This is a genomic window from Marivita sp., assembly GCF_051859345.1.
In the GTDB taxonomy this organism is placed as follows: domain Bacteria; phylum Pseudomonadota; class Alphaproteobacteria; order Rhodobacterales; family Rhodobacteraceae; genus Marivita.
Genome location: NZ_JBHYFV010000013.1, coordinates 16,698 through 32,912, shown reverse-complemented (window position 1 = coordinate 32,912; position 16,215 = coordinate 16,698). Strand labels below are relative to the sequence as shown.

The following is a 16,215-nucleotide window of genomic DNA, read 5'->3' as shown; positions in this document are numbered from 1 at the left end:
AGTCTCATGAGAACACTCTTTCTTGGCGACATCATGGGCCGCGCCGGTCGCAACGCGATTTCCGAGCGCTTGCCTGCCCTGCGCACGCGATTGCGGGTCGATTTCTGCGTGGTGAATGGCGAAAACGCGTCAAGCGGTGTGGGTCTGTCGGGCCCACATGCCAAGGACATGCTGGAGTCAGGCGTCGATTGCCTGACCCTCGGCGATCACGCTTTCGACCAGAAGGACATGTTGTCCTTCATCGAAAATGAACCTCGCATCCTGCGACCACTGAATTTTGCCAAACAGGCACCAGGGCGCGGACATCGGCTTTACAGCGATGCGCGCGGGCGCAAGATCCTTGTGCTTCAGGTGCTGGGCCAGGTGTTCATGAAACGCGCCTTCGACGATCCGTTCTCGGCGGTGGATGCGGTGTTGCGCGCGCATCCCCTGGGGGGGCAGGCGCAGATGATCCTTGTGGACATGCATTGCGAGGCGACGTCGGAAAAGATGGGTATGGGCCATTATTGCGACGGGCGCGCCAGCCTTGTCGTGGGCACCCACACCCATGTGCCCACGGGGGATGCGCAGATCCTGCCCTCTGGCACCGGATACCTGACCGATGCGGGCATGTGCGGGGATTACAATTCCGTCATCGGCATGGAAAAGACCGAACCGATGCGCCGTTTTGTGACCGGCATGGGCAAAACCCGGTTCCAACCCGCCTTGGGCGAGGCAACCTTGTCCGGTGTTCTGGTCGAAACCGACGACCGCACCGGCAAGGCAACGGCGATCCACATGATCCGCGATGGTGGCCGCCTGCAAGCCAGCGCCCCCAGCGCCCCATGACACGCGCGCTGCCGCTGATTGTGCTGATCCTTTCGGGCGCCGCCTGGGGAGCAACCCAGCCACTGGCCAAGACGGCCGTCAGCGAGGGCTACCGCCATTTCGGCATCCTGTTCTGGCAAATGGGCATCGGTGCCGTGGTGCTGGGTCTGCTCTGCGCGCTGCGTGGCACCGGCATGCGGTTTACCCGCCGCGACGTGACGCTGTACGGTGTTCTTGCGCTGATCGGATCGGTCCTGCCGGGCATTGCCTCTTACTCGGCGGCGATCCACCTGCCCTCGGGGGTTCTGTCCATCCTTCTCAGTTCGGTCCCGATGCTGGCCTTTCCGATCGCATTGACCTTTGGACTGGAGCGGTTTCGCTGGCGCAGGCTGGCGGGTCTGAGCCTTGGCTTTACCGGCATCTGTCTGCTGATCCTGCCCGAGGCCAGCCTGCCCGCCGCAGTGCCCATAATTTGGGTCTTCGTGGCGCTGATCTCGTCGCTGTTCTACGCGCTGGAAAGCAGCGTTGTGGCGCGTTGGGGGCTGGGAGGGCTGGACCCGGTGCAGGTTCTGTGCGGGGCTTCTCTGGTGGGGGCGCTGATCACCCTGCCGCTTGCGCTGCTGTCAGGGCAGTTCATTGATCCACGCGGGCCCTGGGGCGCACCGGATCATGCGATCATCGCCTCCTCGCTGCTGCATGCCGCGGCCTACACATCTTATGTCTGGCTGGTCGGGCGCGCGGGGCCGGTTTTCACCGTGCAGATCAGCTACTTCGTGACGCTGTTCGGCGTCACATGGGCGATGCTGTTCCTGGGTGAAATCTATTCGTCCTATTTCTGGGCAGCCCTGGCAGTGATGTTGGCAGGATTGGCGCTGGTCCAGCCGCGTCCCAAGGCCATGCTTGTTCCATCGCTCCAACCCGGCCACACTGAACCTTCCTGACATGAGGACCACCTGACGTGCTTACCGCGCTGATTGATCCGGACCAGACCACACAGGCGATGATGGCGCTTGGCACCGTCGCGGTGATGTTCGCGCTGTTTGTCCGCGAAACCTTCCCGACCGAGGTGGTCGCAATCGCCGGTGTCGCCTTTTTGCTGGCCACCGGTGTGTTGCCCTACAGCGATGCGCTGGCGGTGCTGTCCAACCCGGCACCCTGGACCATCGCGGCGATGTTTCTGGTCATGGGGGCCCTCGTGCGCACCGGGGCGCTGGCGGCCTTCACCACGGCTGCACAATCGGCGGTTCAGAAAAGCCCGAAACGTGCGATGGCGGCCATTCTGGGCGTGGTGATCGTGGCCTCGGCCTTCATGAACAACACACCTGTGGTGGTGGTGATGTTGCCGCTGTTTGTGCAATTGTCCAAGACGCTGGGTCTCGCACCCTCCAAGCTGCTGATCCCGCTCAGCTATGCGGCGATCCTTGGCGGAACACTGACCCTGATCGGGACATCCACCAACCTTCTGGTCGATGGCGTTGCCCGCGCACAGGGGCTTGCGCCGTTTACGATCTTTGAGGTCACGCCGCTGGCCGTGGTGCTGATTGCCTGGGGGATGTTCTACCTCTGGGCCTTTGGACGGTTCCTGCTGCCCGAACGCACCAGCATGGCGGCGATGCTGTCGGACCGCTCCAAGATGAAATTCTTCACCGAAGCGGTGATTCCCCCCGAAAGCAACCTGATCGGACGCGAGGTGCAGGGCGTTCAGCTTTTCAAACGCGATGGCGTGCGGTTGATCGACGTGGTGCGCGGCGATGCCTCACTGCGGCGCAATCTTGACGGGGTCACGCTTCAGGTCGGGGACCGGGTGGTACTGCGCACGCAGATGACCGAATTGCTGAGCCTTCAGACCAATCGCGAATTGCGGCGCGTGGATCAGCTTTCGGCGGTCGAAACCACAACGGTCGAGGTGCTGATCACCCCGGTCTGCAAGATGGTGGGCCGCCGCCTTGGTGCGATGCGTCTGCGGCGGCGCTATGGTGTCTACCCGCTGGCGGTCCACCGGCGGAATCAGAACATCGGTCGCCAGCTTGACGATCTGGTGGTGCGCGTGGGCGACACCTTGCTACTTGAAGGCGCGCCCGAGGACATTCAGCGTATGGCCGACGAACTCAACCTCGTGGATGTCGCCAAACCCTCGGCCCGCGCTTATCGGCGCAGCCATGCCCCGATCGCGATTGCCGCGTTGGCCGGGCTGGTCCTTCTCGCAGCCTTTGGCGTTGCCCCGATCCTTGCGCTTGCGGTGGTTGCCGTGGCGGTGGTTCTGATCACCCGATGTGTGGATTCCGACGAGGCGTTTTCCTTTGTCGAAGGACAGCTTCTGGCACTGATCTTTGCCATGCTGGCGATTGGCGCGGCCCTCGAAGCGTCGGGTGCGGTCACGCTGATTGTCGAAGGGCTGGCCCCGTACCTGATGAACCTGCCCCCCTGGGCGATTGTCTGGGTGATCTACCTGTTGACCAGCGTACTGACCGAACTGGTCAGCAACAACGCGGTGGCGGTGGTGGTGACGCCGATTGCCATCGGGCTGGCGCAGGTGATGGGGTTTGATCCCCGACCGCTGGTCGTCGCGGTAATGGTGGCGGCCTCGTGTTCCTTTGCCACGCCGATCGGCTATCAGACCAACACGCTGGTTTATGGCCCCGGCGGATACAGCTTTTCCGATTTCCTCAAGGTGGGTGTGCCTTTGAACATCACGGTCGGCATGCTTGCAGCGGCGCTCATTCCGGTGATCTGGCCGCTGTAGTCCGGGCGGGAAGGCGCTTCGAAGCGCCTTCAGCAAGCGGTTTCGAAACCGCTTTCCCGCTCAACGGCTGCTGTAGCGCTCGACAAAGCGGCGCAGGATCTCGCGTGGCACCGTGACATCGCTGGCCTGACACATCGCGATCAGATCATCCGCCGTCTCGGGGGCAAAATACCCGCGATGGCGATAGATGCGGATGCGGTCTTCGAACACGTCCCCATCGGCCTCGGGATGAAATTGCGTGGCATAGACGTTTTCACCATAGCGGATCATCTGGTACGGGCATGGATCGGAGGCAAGCAGATGCACACATCCGGCCGGCAATGCCTGCACCGCTTCCTTGTGCCCCACAAACGCCTCGAACCGGGGCGGCAAGCCCGCGATCAGCGGGTCGCTGGCCCCGTCAGCCGTCACGGTACAGGTGACCGGGCCAACCGGCTCTCCATAGCGGGCCTTTGACACCTCCGCCCCCAGATGATGCCCCAGAATGCCGATGCCATAACAACAGCCCATGAAAGGCACATCCCGCGCCGTGATGTCCGGCATCAGCGACAGGATGTCCGCCTCGATCCGGGCCTCGATCGGATCCTTGTCCTTTGGATCATCCGAGACACAGCCGGGACCACCTCCGACAATCACACCCGCGTAATCGTCAAGCCGAAGATCTTCGGGCAACGGGTCACGGTCCAGACACAGGCGGTGGACCTGATCGGGGGTCAGCCTACCCTTGTCGAGAAAGGCGGCAAACTCGCCATCGCTGGCGTCTGACTCGGGGCGCAGTTGCAGGATCAGAAAGGGTTTCATGCGCGTCTCATAGCGAACGCGGGGCACGGCGCAAACCGCGAAAACGCACCACTTGTTCCCGCCCCATCTTCTGCGGTAAAGACCGGCCAACCTCTGGACACGCGACAATCAAGGACAGATATCATGGCCGGCCATTCCAAATGGGCAAACATCCAGCACCGCAAGGGCCGTCAGGACAAGATGCGCGCCAAGCTGTTTTCCAAGTTCTCCAAGGAAATCACTGTCGCCGCCAAGATGGGTGACCCCGACCCCGACAAGAACCCGCGCCTGCGCCTGGCGATCAAGGAAGCCAAGTCCAGTTCCATGCCCAAGGACAACATCGAACGCGCCATCAAGAAGGCGTCCGGTGGCGAGGGCGAGGATTACGAGGAAATCCGCTACGAGGGCTATGGTCCCAACGGCGTTGCGGTGATCGTCGAGGCGATGACCGACAACCGCAACCGCACCGCATCGACCGTGCGCTCGACCTTCACCAAGAACGGCGGCAACTTGGGCGAGACCGGATCGGTCGGCTTCATGTTCGACCGCAAGGGCGAAGTGACCTACCCCGCCAGCGTTGGTGACGCGGACACGGTGATGATGGCCGCCATCGAGGCCGGGGCCGAAGACGTGGAATCAACCGAGGATGGGCATGTCATCTGGTGCGCCGACACGGATCTGAACGACGTCGCAACCGCGCTCGAGGCGGAACTGGGCGAGTCGGACTCGACCAAGCTGGTCTGGAAGCCAACCACCACAACCGAGCTTGATCTGGACGGCATGACCACACTCATGAAACTGGTCGATGCGCTGGAAGATGATGACGACGTGCAGCGCGTGACGACGAATTTCGAAGCGTCCGACGAGGTCATGGCCCAGCTCGACGCAGAGTGACGGGCTTTCGAAAGCCCGTGCAATGCGGTTTCGAAACCGCATGGAAGCGCGTTTCGACGCGCTTCTAGCGGCACTTCAGGGCGGCCGCCATCCTGTTGGGCGAATAGGCACCAAGCGCCCGTTGGTTCAGGACAAGACCGTCGAACCGCACCGCCATCACCTGCGCCCAGGCCGCATCCGCCAGCACCATCTCCGGCCCCTGCCCGCAGTCGCGCAGACCCCCTGCAATATAATCCCAGCCGATGCGGTGATTGGTCAGCCCGTCCAGCGACGCAACCTCACCCAAAGGCACCTGGCGCACCGCATCAAACCGCCAGACCCGCAGCACCTTGGCGAGATGCGGACGGTCCACATAGGCCAACTCAATTCTCCCGTCCCCATCCAGATCGGCAATCGCCACCGGGGCCAACCAGCGGAAGCGTGACCCGATATGCGGTGTCGCGGCCAGTTGGGCCAGCGATCCATCCACCAGCCCCCAGACAGCCAAACGCGCGCCGCGCTGGGAATGGCTCTCGACAGTCACCACCTCGGGCGCTCCGTCACCATCCACATCCACCACGCGCGGCGCCAGGTCTTCGAACACCATGTCATCGCCCCAACGCGCCGACATCTCGCGCCCGTCGCTCAGGCGCACCACCAGCGTGTCGTATTCAATGTCATCGCCCAGAACGCCGTGCGGGTAGCGCTGGGTCGGCCCGTCATACCGCGCCGACTCGATCTCAAGTGCGCTGGCCTGCGCCGCCACCACAAGCGCCAGCCCAAACCCCGCGCCGCGGGCGCAACGCTGCAAGACAGGCAACAGCTGTCGCGGCGCGCGCATCGGATCAGATCTGCTTTTCGGGCATCTGCACCACAAGACCATCCAGCGCGTCCGAGACTTTCAACTGGCAGGTCAGACGCGACCGTTCCGGGTTCGGCTCATAGGCGAAATCGAGCATGTCTTCTTCCATGTCTTCCTTCGGCGGCAATTTGCCCACCCAATCAGGATGCACATAGACGTGGCAGGTCGAACAGGCGCAGGCCCCGCCGCAATCCGCCTCGATGCCCGGAATGCCGTTGTCGCGTGCGCCTTCCATCACGGTCAGACCGTTGGCCACGTCGACGACATGCTCTGTGCCGCCATGCTCAATATAGGTGATCTTTGCCATTACAGCGCTCTCCGTCTCTGAAATCGTGTCTTACCTAATCTGGCAACGAACAAGCTGCCAGCCCCTTTTGTCGTCAAATCGGCGTCAGCGCGTTGGCTGTCCCGATTGACATGGCGTTTTGTCCCCATGGGTCACCCCAATAGCCACAGGACAGGACTCAAACCAAGGAACTGCGTTTACCGCAAACCCGTTGGCGGGAACGGACGGGACAGGGTAGGCTTTGACGAACACCACAGGACCGAACACGGGAATGAACGCTTTGCATATCGACGAAAACAGGCGCGCCGTTCTGATAGAGGGAATCCCCGTCGCGCTTGGGGCGCTGGCGCGGGTGGCGTCGTTCTTCGTGATCTTCAACACCTCGACCTTCACCTATCGCGGCAAGGCGGTCGATCTGACCGAAGTGGGGCGCGATCTGTGGGTGCGATATATCCTTGAAGGCAGCATCCAGAAAGCGGGCAACCGCATGCGCATCTTCACCCAATTGGTCGAGGCCAAGACCGCCCGCATGATCTGGCACGACCGTTTCGACGGCACGACCGAAGACATTTTCGACCTTCAGGATACTGTTGCCGCACGAGTGGCCGGGGCATTTGAACCCAAACTCATCTGGGCCGAAGCTGCGCGGGTACACCGGGGCGCGCTGCGTCCTTAAGGCCGGATTAAAGGTTCCAAAGCGATCCGAAATCTGCGGAAAGATCGGCCTTGCGGGTTTTGCCATGTGTTCTATCTTTGTTCCCATGCGTGTCATCACCCCCCGCCCTGCCCAGACCGACTGGCCCCGTCCCCCGTCCTGCCTGACGGCGTCGCAACTGCGGCTGCCACCCGACAATGCGCGCATCGCCGTGGCGGGGCTGGTGATCCTGCGGCAGCGGCCCGGCACCGCCAAGGGCGTGATCTTCCTCACCCTGGAAGACGAAACCGGCACGGTGAACATCATCGTCTGGCGCAAGCTTTATGAACGCTATCGCCGCGCGGTGATCGCGGGCCGGATGCTGCGCGTCACCGGGCGGTTGCAAAGCGAAGGTGACGTGATCCATGTCATCGCCGAGGTGATCGAGGATATCTCGCCGCTTCTGGACCAGCTTCTTGCCCCCGCGCCAGAGGATCGCCCGGATCACCAGCCAGAGGCGCTTTCGCCAGACGGGCAAACAGGCTAGACTGCGCCCAAGCAGAAACAGGCAACAGGCGCACATTTTCCGTGACCCCCCTCCCGTCAGCGATCCGGGCCTTGTGTGCCATGGCTTTTGTCGGCCTGAGCGGCTGTGGCGACATACAAGACCCTGACGGCGCGCCGCGTGTTGCGGTTCCCGATTTCGCCTCTGCCCAGATCAAACCACCCCCCGGCGCCACCCCGGACACGTGCTGGGTCCGCGACGTGGCCCCGGCCGCAATCGAAACCGTCACCCGCCAGATCGAAGTCGCCCCGGCGCAGATCAACGAGGATGGCACGGTCCGGTCTCCGGCCCGCTACCGGACCGAAACCGCACAGGCGATCACCCGCGAACGGCAGGAACTGGTGTTCGAGACCCCCTGCCCGCATGCCCTCACCCCCGAGGTCATCGCGACCCTGCAACGGGCGCTGGAGGCGCGCGGGTTGTATCGCGGGCCGATCACGGGGGCCATGGATGTCCGCACTTTGCTGGCGGTGCGCCGCTACCAGAACGCCCGTGACCTGCCAAGCGCGCTGCTGTCGATGCAATCGGCGCGTGGGCTTGGCCTTTTGGCAACGCCGCTGGATCAACTTTGATCCGGCGACTCGGACCCCAGACAGGTTTGCATCCCACTGTTTGCAATTTTGCAAAACCGCCCTTGCGAAAAAGAAACTCTGCATAATGGGGCTGAGTTTGCAAAAGTTTGCAATCCAGAAGCGCCAAATCTGCAAAGTTTTTGCGGCACTCTGCCGCGCGTTTGATCCAGAGGCTTGCCGCAACGTCGTGTGCGCCGTAGGCCAAGATCGTCAAGGTACAGGAGGAGATCGGGATGGGCTATAAAGAGGTCTATGAAAGCTGGAAGTCGGATCCGGAAGGGTACTGGATGGAGCAGGCCGACGCGATTGACTGGGACCGCAAACCCAGCAAGGCGCTGAACGAGGTCGGAGACAGCCTGTATGAATGGTTCGCCGATGGCCTGACCAACACCTGCTGGAACGCGGTGGATCGCCATGTCGAAGCCGGGCGCGGTGGACAGGTGGCGATCATCCATGACAGCCCGATCACCGGAACGCTGCACAAGATCACCTATGGCGACCTGCGCAATCGCGTGGCCCGACTGGCCGGGGCTTTGCGCGCCAAAGGCATCGAAAAGGGCGACCGTGTCATCATCTACATGCCAATGGTGCCCGAAGCGCTCGAGGCGATGCTGGCCTGTGCGCGGCTGGGGGCGATCCATTCGGTGGTGTTCGGCGGTTTTGCCGCCAACGAACTGGCGGTGCGTATCGACGACGCCAAACCCAAGGCGATCATCGCCGCCTCCTGCGGGCTCGAGCCGGGGCGCGTGGTGCATTACAAGCCACTGGTCGATGGCGCGATCGAGCAGGCCACACACAAACCCGATTTCTGCGTGATCTTCCAGCGCGAGGAAGAGGTTGCCAAACTTATCGAAGGGCGCGATGTCGACTGGCACGGCTTTCAGTACGGCGTCGAACCCGCAGACTGCGTCCCGGTCGAGGGCAACCACCCGGCCTATATCCTGTACACCTCCGGCACCACCGGTGCGCCCAAAGGGGTGATCCGCCACACCGGCGGGCATCTTGTGGCGCTGAACTGGTCGATGAAGAATATCTACAATGTCGATCCCGGCGACACGTTCTGGGCCGCATCCGACGTGGGCTGGGTCGTGGGCCACAGCTATATCTGCTACGCACCGCTGATCCACGGCAACACCACCATCGTGTTCGAGGGCAAGCCGGTGGGCACACCCGACGCAGGTACGTTCTGGCGGGTGATCTCTGACCACAAGGTGCGCAGCTTCTTCACCGCGCCCACCGCGTTCCGCGCCGTGAAACGCGACGATCCCAAGGGCGAGTTCTTGGAGAAATACGATCTGTCCTGCCTGCGCGCGATCTACCTTGCGGGCGAACGCGCTGACCCGGATACCATCGAATGGGCGATGAACGTCACCGGCAAGCCTGTGTATGATCATTGGTGGCAGACCGAAACCGGCTGGACGATTGCAGGCATGCCTGCGGGGATCGAGGAACTGCCGGTCAAGATCGGATCCCCCTCGGTGCCGATGCCGGGTTATGACGTGCAGATCCTCGACGAGGCGGGCCACCAGATGAAACCGGGGGAACTCGGCGCGATTGCGATCAAGCTGCCGCTGCCCCCCGGCACGTTGCCCACGCTGTGGAATGCTGAGGACCGGTTCCGCAAATCCTACCTGTCGCATTTCCCCGGCTATTACGAAACCGGCGATGCGGGCATGATCGACGAAGACGGATACCTTTACATCATGGCGCGCACCGATGACGTGATCAACGTCGCGGGCCACCGCCTGTCCACCGGCGGCATGGAAGAGGTGCTGGCAGCACATCCCGACGTGGCCGAATGCGCGGTGATCGGTGTGGCGGACCCGCTCAAGGGGCAGCTGCCGATGGGGTTTGTCTGTCTCACCAAAGGTGTGAACCGTCCGCATGAGGATATCACACGGGAATGTGTGAAACTGGTGCGCGACAAGATCGGCCCGGTGGCCGCATTCAAGCTGTGTGCCGTGGTGGACCGGCTGCCCAAGACGCGATCCGGCAAGATCCTGCGGGCGACCATGGTCAAGATCGCGGACAGCGAAACGTTCAAACCACCCGCGACCATCGATGATCCGGCGATCCTTGACGAGATCAAGCTGGCGCTGCAGGGCATGGGATACGCCAAGGGCTGACACCGGGGCGGATGCGTCGACGCATCCGGTTTTTCCGTTCACGGAAAAAGCCGCGCCTGCGGCGCGGGTGAGGGCTCTGCCCTCACACTCCCGAGGTATTTTCAGCCCAAAGAAACCAAAAGCACGTATTGCAAAAACAAAAGGGCGCCGAACTCATCGGCGCCCTTTCGCGTTTCCCGGCACTGACCTTATTGGTCTTCCGCAATCGTCAGCGCCACAAAGCGCGGATCTCCGGCGCGACGCACCAGAAGCAGGATCGATTTGCGACCTGCGTCTCTTGCTTCGGCAATCCGATCTTCCAGATCGCCAAGCGCCGCCACCTGGGCCTGACCGGCTTCGGTGATCACGTCACCGGCACGCAGGCCTTTTTCAAAGGCTTCGGAGGTTTCATCGACATCCATCACCGCAAGACCCTTGGCGGTGTCCGGCAGTTCAAGCTGCTCGCGGATTTCGCCGCTCAGCGGGCTGAGCGTCAGACCCATCAGGTCCATCGACTGCGGTGCCTCTTCTTCCATCGGACCGGGCTGCGAGGCTGGAACGGCTGTTTCAGCTTCTTCGCGGCGACCCAATGTCACCAGAAGTGTCTGTGTCGCCCCATCGCGGTTCACGACAACACGGACCGCCTTGCCGACAGTTGTGTTGCCCACCTGGCGGACCAGCCCCCGGGTGTCTTCCACTTCGCGGCCATCAAAGCTGACGATCACGTCGCCTGCCTGCATACCCGCTTCCATGGCCGGACCTTCGGGCACATCTGACACCAGCGCGCCTTTGGCCGAGGCCAGACCAAGCGCTTCTGCGACGTCCTCGGTGACGTCCTGGATGCGCACACCCAACCAGCCACGGCGGGTCTCGCCAAATTCCTTGAGCTGGTCGACCACACGCGTCACCACGTTGGAGGCCATCGAGAAGCCGATGCCGATCGAGCCACCGTTGGGGGACAGGATCGCGGTGTTCACGCCGATCACGTCGCCATTCATGTTGAACAGCGGGCCGCCCGAGTTGCCCCGGTTGATGGCGGCGTCGGTCTGGATGTAGTCGTCATAGGTGCCGCTCAGCGCGCGGTTGCGGGCCGAGACGATGCCTGCGGAGACGGAAAAGCCCTGTCCCAGCGGGTTGCCCATCGCCATGACCCAGTCGCCGACACGCGCGGTGTCGCTGTCGCCGAAATTGACGAATTTCAGCGGTTCGTCGCTTTCCACCTTGAGAAGCGCGATGTCCGTGTTGGGATCCGTGCCGACGATGGTTGCGGGGAGATCGAAGCCTTCGAAGAATTCGACCATCACCTCATCCGCGCCTTCGATGACGTGGTTGTTGGTGACGATGAACCCGTCTTCCGAGATCACGAAGCCGGACCCCAGCGCTGACGACCGGCGCGGACGGTCGCCCTGGCCGTTGCGATCCTGGAATTCGCGAAAGAAATCCTCGAAGGGGGAACCTTCGGGGACAATGCCTTGCGGGCCGGTGCGGCCTGCAACGGTGGTGGATGTGGTGATGTTCACGACCGAGGGGCTGATCTTCTGGGCAAGATCAGCAAAGCTTTCCTGCGATTGCGCCATCAGCGATTGTGCAACTATGAGAATCATCGACAGCGAGGTGATCCAGAACATGCGCAACGGCGTGCTCTGATCCCGTTCGATAACTTTTGCCTGTGAGGTCAAGGGAAACTCCTTCGTCTTTGGTGTGGGTGCATTGCCCGACACCTTCCGTATAGGGTCATAATGTAGGTGCGCCGACGCAACACGCAAACAGGAAAGCCGCGGTTCAAGCATATGTGACTTGAACGTGACGGGCGCTTCAATTGGTGGGCTTCAAAACGTGCGCAGGATCCAGAGCATGGCGATGCCCGCAGCCACCGCCGACACGCCGATGAGCCGGCGCATATCCAGCGGCATCAGGCGCATGGCCTCGAGCATACGTTCGATAAGCGAAGGGGCCAGCGCGTAGGCCAGCCCCTCGATAATCAGCACCAGTGCAATCCCTTGGATCACGGACCCGATCAATTGGTCGCGTCCTCGTTGGGTTCAGTTTGTCCTTCCAGCTGCTGTTCGAGCCGTTCACGTTCGGACTCGGGCAGGTTGGGTGAGATGGTGGCTTCCGGTGCCATGTCGCGAAGCCGTTCGATGTCGAATTCCTGATCGGCAATCTGCCCCAGACCATCGGCACGGATGGCACCGAACATCTGACCCAGGAACTGACTGTCCGGAGAGAACACGAGGGTCGACGTGTCCTTGTTCAAAGACTGCTCCATCGCCGCCAGGGACCGGTAGAACGAGAAGAAGTCCGGGTTGCTGCCATAGGCTTCGGCGTAGATGCCGTTGCGTTCGGCATCGGCCTCACCCTGGGTGATGTTGGCTTCCCTCTGTGCATTGGACACGGTTTCCACCACGGTCCGGTCGGCGGCAGCGCGCACCCTTTGCGCGGCCTCGTTACCACGCGCGATTTCGTCCGCGGCCTCGCGTTCACGTTCCGCCCGCATCCGCGCAAAGGTCGCGGACAGGTTCTGTTCGGGCAGGTTGGTCTGCTTGAGCCGCACGTCGACGATTTCAAGACCAAGACCCGCCGCGCTGGTGCGGGCCTGATCGCGGATACGCAGGGCAAGGTCGCGCCGCTGCGGGGACAGGATCGTGTCGGATGTCACCTGATCGGCACCCAGAACTTCGCGGATCTGCGCGTTCAGGACCGATGACAGACGGTCTTCGGCAACTCGCGTGCCCCCGATGCCGACAGCCTGACGGAACTGGACCACATCGGCGATCCGGTAGCGGGTGAAAGCGTCAACCACCAGGCGGCGGTCATCGGACGGCGTGACCTCGATCGTGTCGGTGTCGAGCGACAGGATACGGCCATCGTAGCGCACCACTTCCTGAATGACCGGGACCTTGAAGCCCAGACCCGGTTCTTCGACAACCTGTTTGATCTGGCCGAATTGCAGCACCAGCACCTTTTCGCGTTCATCGACAATGTAGATGGACGACAGGAACCCGACGAGGGCGAGAACGCCAATCGGAAGAAGGAAAGCAGATTTACGCATCAGTTCGACCCTCCTGTGGTGGTGGTGGTGGTCCCGGAGCGCCGCAATTCATTGAGCGGCAGGTAGGGCAACACGCCCTGCCCGTCCGAGCTTCCGGCTTCGTCCAGCAGAATCTTGTCCATGTCTCCCAGGGTCCGTTCGATTGTCTCTAGGTAAAGGCGACGCTGAGTAACTTCAGGTGCGCGATTGAATTCCTGTGCCACGGCGATAAAGCGGCTGGCCTCACCGATGGCTTCGTTGACGACGCGCGCGCGGTAGCCTTCGGCTTCTTCGAGGATCTGCGCAGCAGACCCACGCGCTTCGGCCAGAACGCGGTTGGCGTAGGCATCCGCCTGACGCTGCAAGCGGTCGCGTTCCTGTTCGGCCGCCTGCACTTCGCGGAAGGCGTCGATCACTTCGCTGGGCGGATCGGCGGTATCGAGGTTCACACGCACGATTGTGATCCCGCTTTCATATTCATCCAGAGTCGCCTGGATGTTCTCGCGGGCGGTATCGGCAATCAGACCACGATCCCGGTTGAGGATCGGGGCAAGGTTGGTCGCCGCGATGATTTCGCGCATCACCGCCTCGGACACCGCCTGAACCGTCACCTGCGGATCGCGCAGGTTGAACAGGAGTTTCGCCGGATCGTTGATGTTCCAGACCACCTGGAAGTCGATATCCACGATGTTGGCGTCCGTGGTCAGCATGAGACCATCGCCACCGGCACCACGGCCACCACCGATGTTTTCCGTCCGTTCAGAGGTCACGTTGACCACTTCGGCAGTCACAAGCGGCCACGGCGCAAAGTTCAGACCGGGATTGCCGGTTGAGTAATATTCACCCAGGAAAAGCTCGACCGACTGTTCTTCCGGGCGCACGGTGTAAAAGCTTGAAAAGGCCCAAAGCGCAATTGCGCCCAACGCGGCCAGGCCAATCGTGCCACGGGTCAGCTTGAAGCCGTCGCCGCCTCCACCGCCGCCGCCAGAGCCATTGGCCCCGCCATTGCCGCCGCGACCGCCCATCAGGACACGCAGGCGTTCCTGGCCTTTCTTCATCAACTCATCGATCTCGGGTATCTGCGGCTGGTTGCCATCCCCCGGACGACGCCCACCCCCATTGTTGCCACCGCGTGGGCGATCGTCGCCTCGGTCTCCACCGTTATTGCCGCCGCCACCCCACGGGCCGCCACTGTTACCTGCCATCTGGTCTTTTCCCCTCTCGGAACAATCCGTCTTTCATCTTGTTATGATACCTGTGCACATTGCTTGAAAATTCAAGCCGTGCGCATCGGTTTGCGCATGGTGACGATTTCTTCCGACATGGTCGGATGCACCGCCACGGTCCGGTCGAAATCCTCTTTTGTTGCGCCCATCTTGATCGCAATGCCCGCCATCTGGATCATTTCGCCCGCCCCCGGCGCGACGATGTGACAGCCCAGAACCTTTCGGGTTTCGACGCTCACCACCAGCTTCATCAGCACGCGGTCCGGTTTTTCGGCAAAGGCGGTCTGCATCGGACGGAACGACGTGCAATATACCTCGATCGGCTCCCGGTCGCGCGCCTCTTCCTCGCTCAGACCGACGGTGCCGAATTCCGGCTGGGTGAAAACCGCAGACGGGATCAGGTCGTGATCGACGGGTGTCGGATTGCCGTTGAATACGGTTTCAACAAAGGCCATGCCTTCGCGGATCGCCACAGGGGTCAGGTTGACCCGGTCGGTCACATCCCCGATCGCATAGATCGACGGCACCTTTGTCTGGCTGTAGGCATCCACCTCGATCTGGCCATTGCGCCCCAGCGTGAGACCCAAATCTTCCAGCCCCATGTCATCGGTGTTCGGACGGCGCCCGGTGGCGAACAGCACCACATCGAAATCCTCTGTATGACCGTTCGTCGCCTTGACGCGGATCGGACCATCGACCTTTTCGTCCTCAGGCTCATCGCCTCCGAATTGCCGCGCCTCCATCGGGGCGGTCAGGCCGTCATCCTCACCATTCGGAGCGCAGTACATCTCTACGATATTGGTGCCGGTGTGAATCTTGATGCCCTTCTCGCTCATTTCATCCGCGATCAGACCACGCGCTTCTTCATCGAAGCCGCGCAGGATTTGGGCGCCCCGGTAATATTGCGTCACCTCGACACCCAACCCGTTCAGAATGCAGGCGAATTCGCAGGCGATGTAACCGCCTCCGACGATCAGAATGGATTTCGGCAATTCCGTCAGATGGAAAATGTCGTCCGACACAATCCCCAGATGCGCGTTCTTCATGTCAGGCCGCACCGGACGCCCACCTGTGGCGATCAGGATGTGCTTGGCCGTGACGGTCTCTCCGGTGGACAATTCCACGGTGTGCGGGTCTTTCATCCGCGCCCGCGCATCGAACGTCGTCACACCCGACCCCGCCAGAAGCTTGCGATAAACGCCCTCAAGCCGGTCAAGTTCGGTGTTGAGGCGGCCCGAAAACGTCTGCCAGTCAAAGCCCGCCGCGCGCATGTCCCATCCGTAATGCGTGGCTTCCTCGACCATGCCGCCATAGCCGCTGGCGAACACCATCAGCTTTTTCGGCACGCAGCCCCGGATCACGCAGGTGCCGCCATAGCGGTCTTCCTCTGCCAGCGCGACCTTGGCACCAGCCTCTCCGGCGGCGACACGCGCGGCCCGAACCCCACCGGATCCACCGCCGATCACAAAGAGATCATAGTCGAATGCGCTCATCGTCGTTTCCTTCAGAATGCGGGCGCAGATATTTCATAAGGAGACGCGGAACGCCAGAGAGGGATGTCACGGTTTCACGTTCCAGCCGTTGCCCGCTGCAAAAATTCCCCCTACCGTCAAAGTCCAAACGAACAGACCGCAATTAACCATAACAGATACGACAGCCCGATCACGACCCGGTCGGAAGGTGCGCGCAACCACAACATTGTGACAGCCGACCTTCTGTTGGCCGGCGGCA

General features: G+C 62.0%; 16 protein-coding genes. 8 read left to right on the top strand and 8 right to left on the bottom strand.

Annotated elements, in window-relative coordinates; all coding sequences use genetic code 11:
• Positions 1–6: 6 nt before the first annotated feature.
• From ACTIEN_RS10465 to ACTIEN_RS10455, 3 genes are all read left to right on the top strand, one after another.
• Positions 7–828, top strand: a complete 822-nt coding sequence (locus ACTIEN_RS10465) for a TIGR00282 family metallophosphoesterase (RefSeq protein WP_439523073.1) — start codon at positions 7–9, stop codon at positions 826–828.
• The gene (locus ACTIEN_RS10460; protein WP_439523072.1) at positions 825–1,748 is read left to right on the top strand and encodes a DMT family transporter; all 924 of its coding nucleotides are present in this window, start codon (positions 825–827) and stop codon (positions 1,746–1,748) included. The genes ACTIEN_RS10465 and ACTIEN_RS10460 overlap by 4 nt, the downstream gene beginning before the upstream one ends.
• A gap of 62 nt (positions 1,749–1,810) precedes the next feature.
• Positions 1,811–3,550: an SLC13 family permease gene (locus ACTIEN_RS10455; RefSeq protein WP_439523143.1), complete on the top strand. Its 1,740-nt coding sequence runs from the start codon at positions 1,811–1,813 to the stop codon at positions 3,548–3,550.
• Between the two features lie 60 nt (positions 3,551–3,610).
• On the opposite strand, the gene ACTIEN_RS10450 is transcribed toward ACTIEN_RS10455, so the two are convergent.
• Positions 3,611–4,351, bottom strand: coding sequence for a glutamine amidotransferase (locus ACTIEN_RS10450; protein WP_439523071.1), 741 nt, complete (start codon positions 4,349–4,351; stop codon positions 3,611–3,613).
• Positions 4,352–4,474: 123 nt separating this feature from the next.
• On the opposite strand from ACTIEN_RS10450, the gene ACTIEN_RS10445 reads away from it, so the two are divergent.
• A complete protein-coding gene (locus ACTIEN_RS10445) occupies positions 4,475–5,224 on the top strand; it encodes a YebC/PmpR family DNA-binding transcriptional regulator (protein WP_439523070.1) in 750 nt (249 codons plus the stop codon).
• Positions 5,225–5,288: 64 nt separating this feature from the next.
• On the opposite strand, the gene ACTIEN_RS10440 is transcribed toward ACTIEN_RS10445, so the two are convergent.
• Both ACTIEN_RS10440 and ACTIEN_RS10435 read right to left on the bottom strand, forming a co-directional pair.
• Positions 5,289–6,044, bottom strand: a complete 756-nt coding sequence (locus ACTIEN_RS10440; protein ID WP_439523069.1) for an FG-GAP repeat domain-containing protein — start codon at positions 6,042–6,044, stop codon at positions 5,289–5,291.
• Positions 6,045–6,048: 4 nt separating this feature from the next.
• Entirely contained in the window at positions 6,049–6,372 is a 324-nt protein-coding gene (locus ACTIEN_RS10435) for a 2Fe-2S iron-sulfur cluster-binding protein (protein WP_188481986.1), read from the bottom strand.
• Between the two features lie 250 nt (positions 6,373–6,622).
• Here ACTIEN_RS10435 and ACTIEN_RS10430 point away from each other — a divergent pair, with 250 nt between their 5' ends.
• The 4 genes from ACTIEN_RS10430 to prpE all read left to right on the top strand — a co-directional run bounded on the left by ACTIEN_RS10430 (position 6,623) and on the right by prpE (position 10,248).
• Positions 6,623–7,027, top strand: a complete 405-nt coding sequence (locus ACTIEN_RS10430; protein WP_439523068.1) for a hypothetical protein — start codon at positions 6,623–6,625, stop codon at positions 7,025–7,027.
• A gap of 64 nt (positions 7,028–7,091) precedes the next feature.
• Positions 7,092–7,532 (top strand): OB-fold nucleic acid binding domain-containing protein, encoded by a 441-nt coding sequence (locus tag ACTIEN_RS10425; protein WP_439523067.1) that lies wholly within the window; start codon positions 7,092–7,094, stop codon positions 7,530–7,532.
• A 41-nt stretch (positions 7,533–7,573) separates the two neighbouring features.
• Positions 7,574–8,122, top strand: a complete 549-nt coding sequence (locus tag ACTIEN_RS10420; protein WP_439523066.1) for a peptidoglycan-binding domain-containing protein — start codon at positions 7,574–7,576, stop codon at positions 8,120–8,122.
• 233 nt (positions 8,123–8,355) lie between these two features.
• Complete coding sequence (prpE, locus tag ACTIEN_RS10415) at positions 8,356–10,248, top strand: propionate-CoA ligase PrpE (RefSeq protein WP_439523065.1); 1,893 nt, start codon at positions 8,356–8,358, stop codon at positions 10,246–10,248.
• A 188-nt stretch (positions 10,249–10,436) separates the two neighbouring features.
• On the opposite strand, the gene ACTIEN_RS10410 is transcribed toward prpE, so the two are convergent.
• The 5 genes from ACTIEN_RS10410 to ACTIEN_RS10390 form a co-directional block, all read right to left on the bottom strand.
• Positions 10,437–11,831, bottom strand: a complete 1,395-nt coding sequence (locus tag ACTIEN_RS10410) for a Do family serine endopeptidase (protein ID WP_439523142.1) — start codon at positions 11,829–11,831, stop codon at positions 10,437–10,439.
• 225 nt (positions 11,832–12,056) lie between these two features.
• Positions 12,057–12,245, bottom strand: a complete 189-nt coding sequence (locus tag ACTIEN_RS10405; RefSeq protein ID WP_439523141.1) for a DUF2065 domain-containing protein — start codon at positions 12,243–12,245, stop codon at positions 12,057–12,059.
• A complete protein-coding gene (hflC, locus tag ACTIEN_RS10400) occupies positions 12,245–13,279 on the bottom strand; it encodes a protease modulator HflC (protein WP_439523064.1) in 1,035 nt (344 codons plus the stop codon). Before hflC ends, ACTIEN_RS10405 begins: the two co-directional genes overlap by 1 nt.
• Positions 13,279–14,463, bottom strand: a complete 1,185-nt coding sequence (gene hflK / locus ACTIEN_RS10395; protein WP_439523063.1) for an FtsH protease activity modulator HflK — start codon at positions 14,461–14,463, stop codon at positions 13,279–13,281. The genes hflC and hflK overlap by 1 nt, the downstream gene beginning before the upstream one ends.
• Before the next feature lie 71 nt (positions 14,464–14,534).
• On the bottom strand, positions 14,535–15,977 hold the full coding sequence (locus ACTIEN_RS10390) for an FAD-dependent oxidoreductase (RefSeq protein WP_439523062.1): 1,443 nt from the start codon (positions 15,975–15,977) through the stop codon (positions 14,535–14,537).
• Between the last annotated feature and the right edge of the window lie 238 nt (positions 15,978–16,215).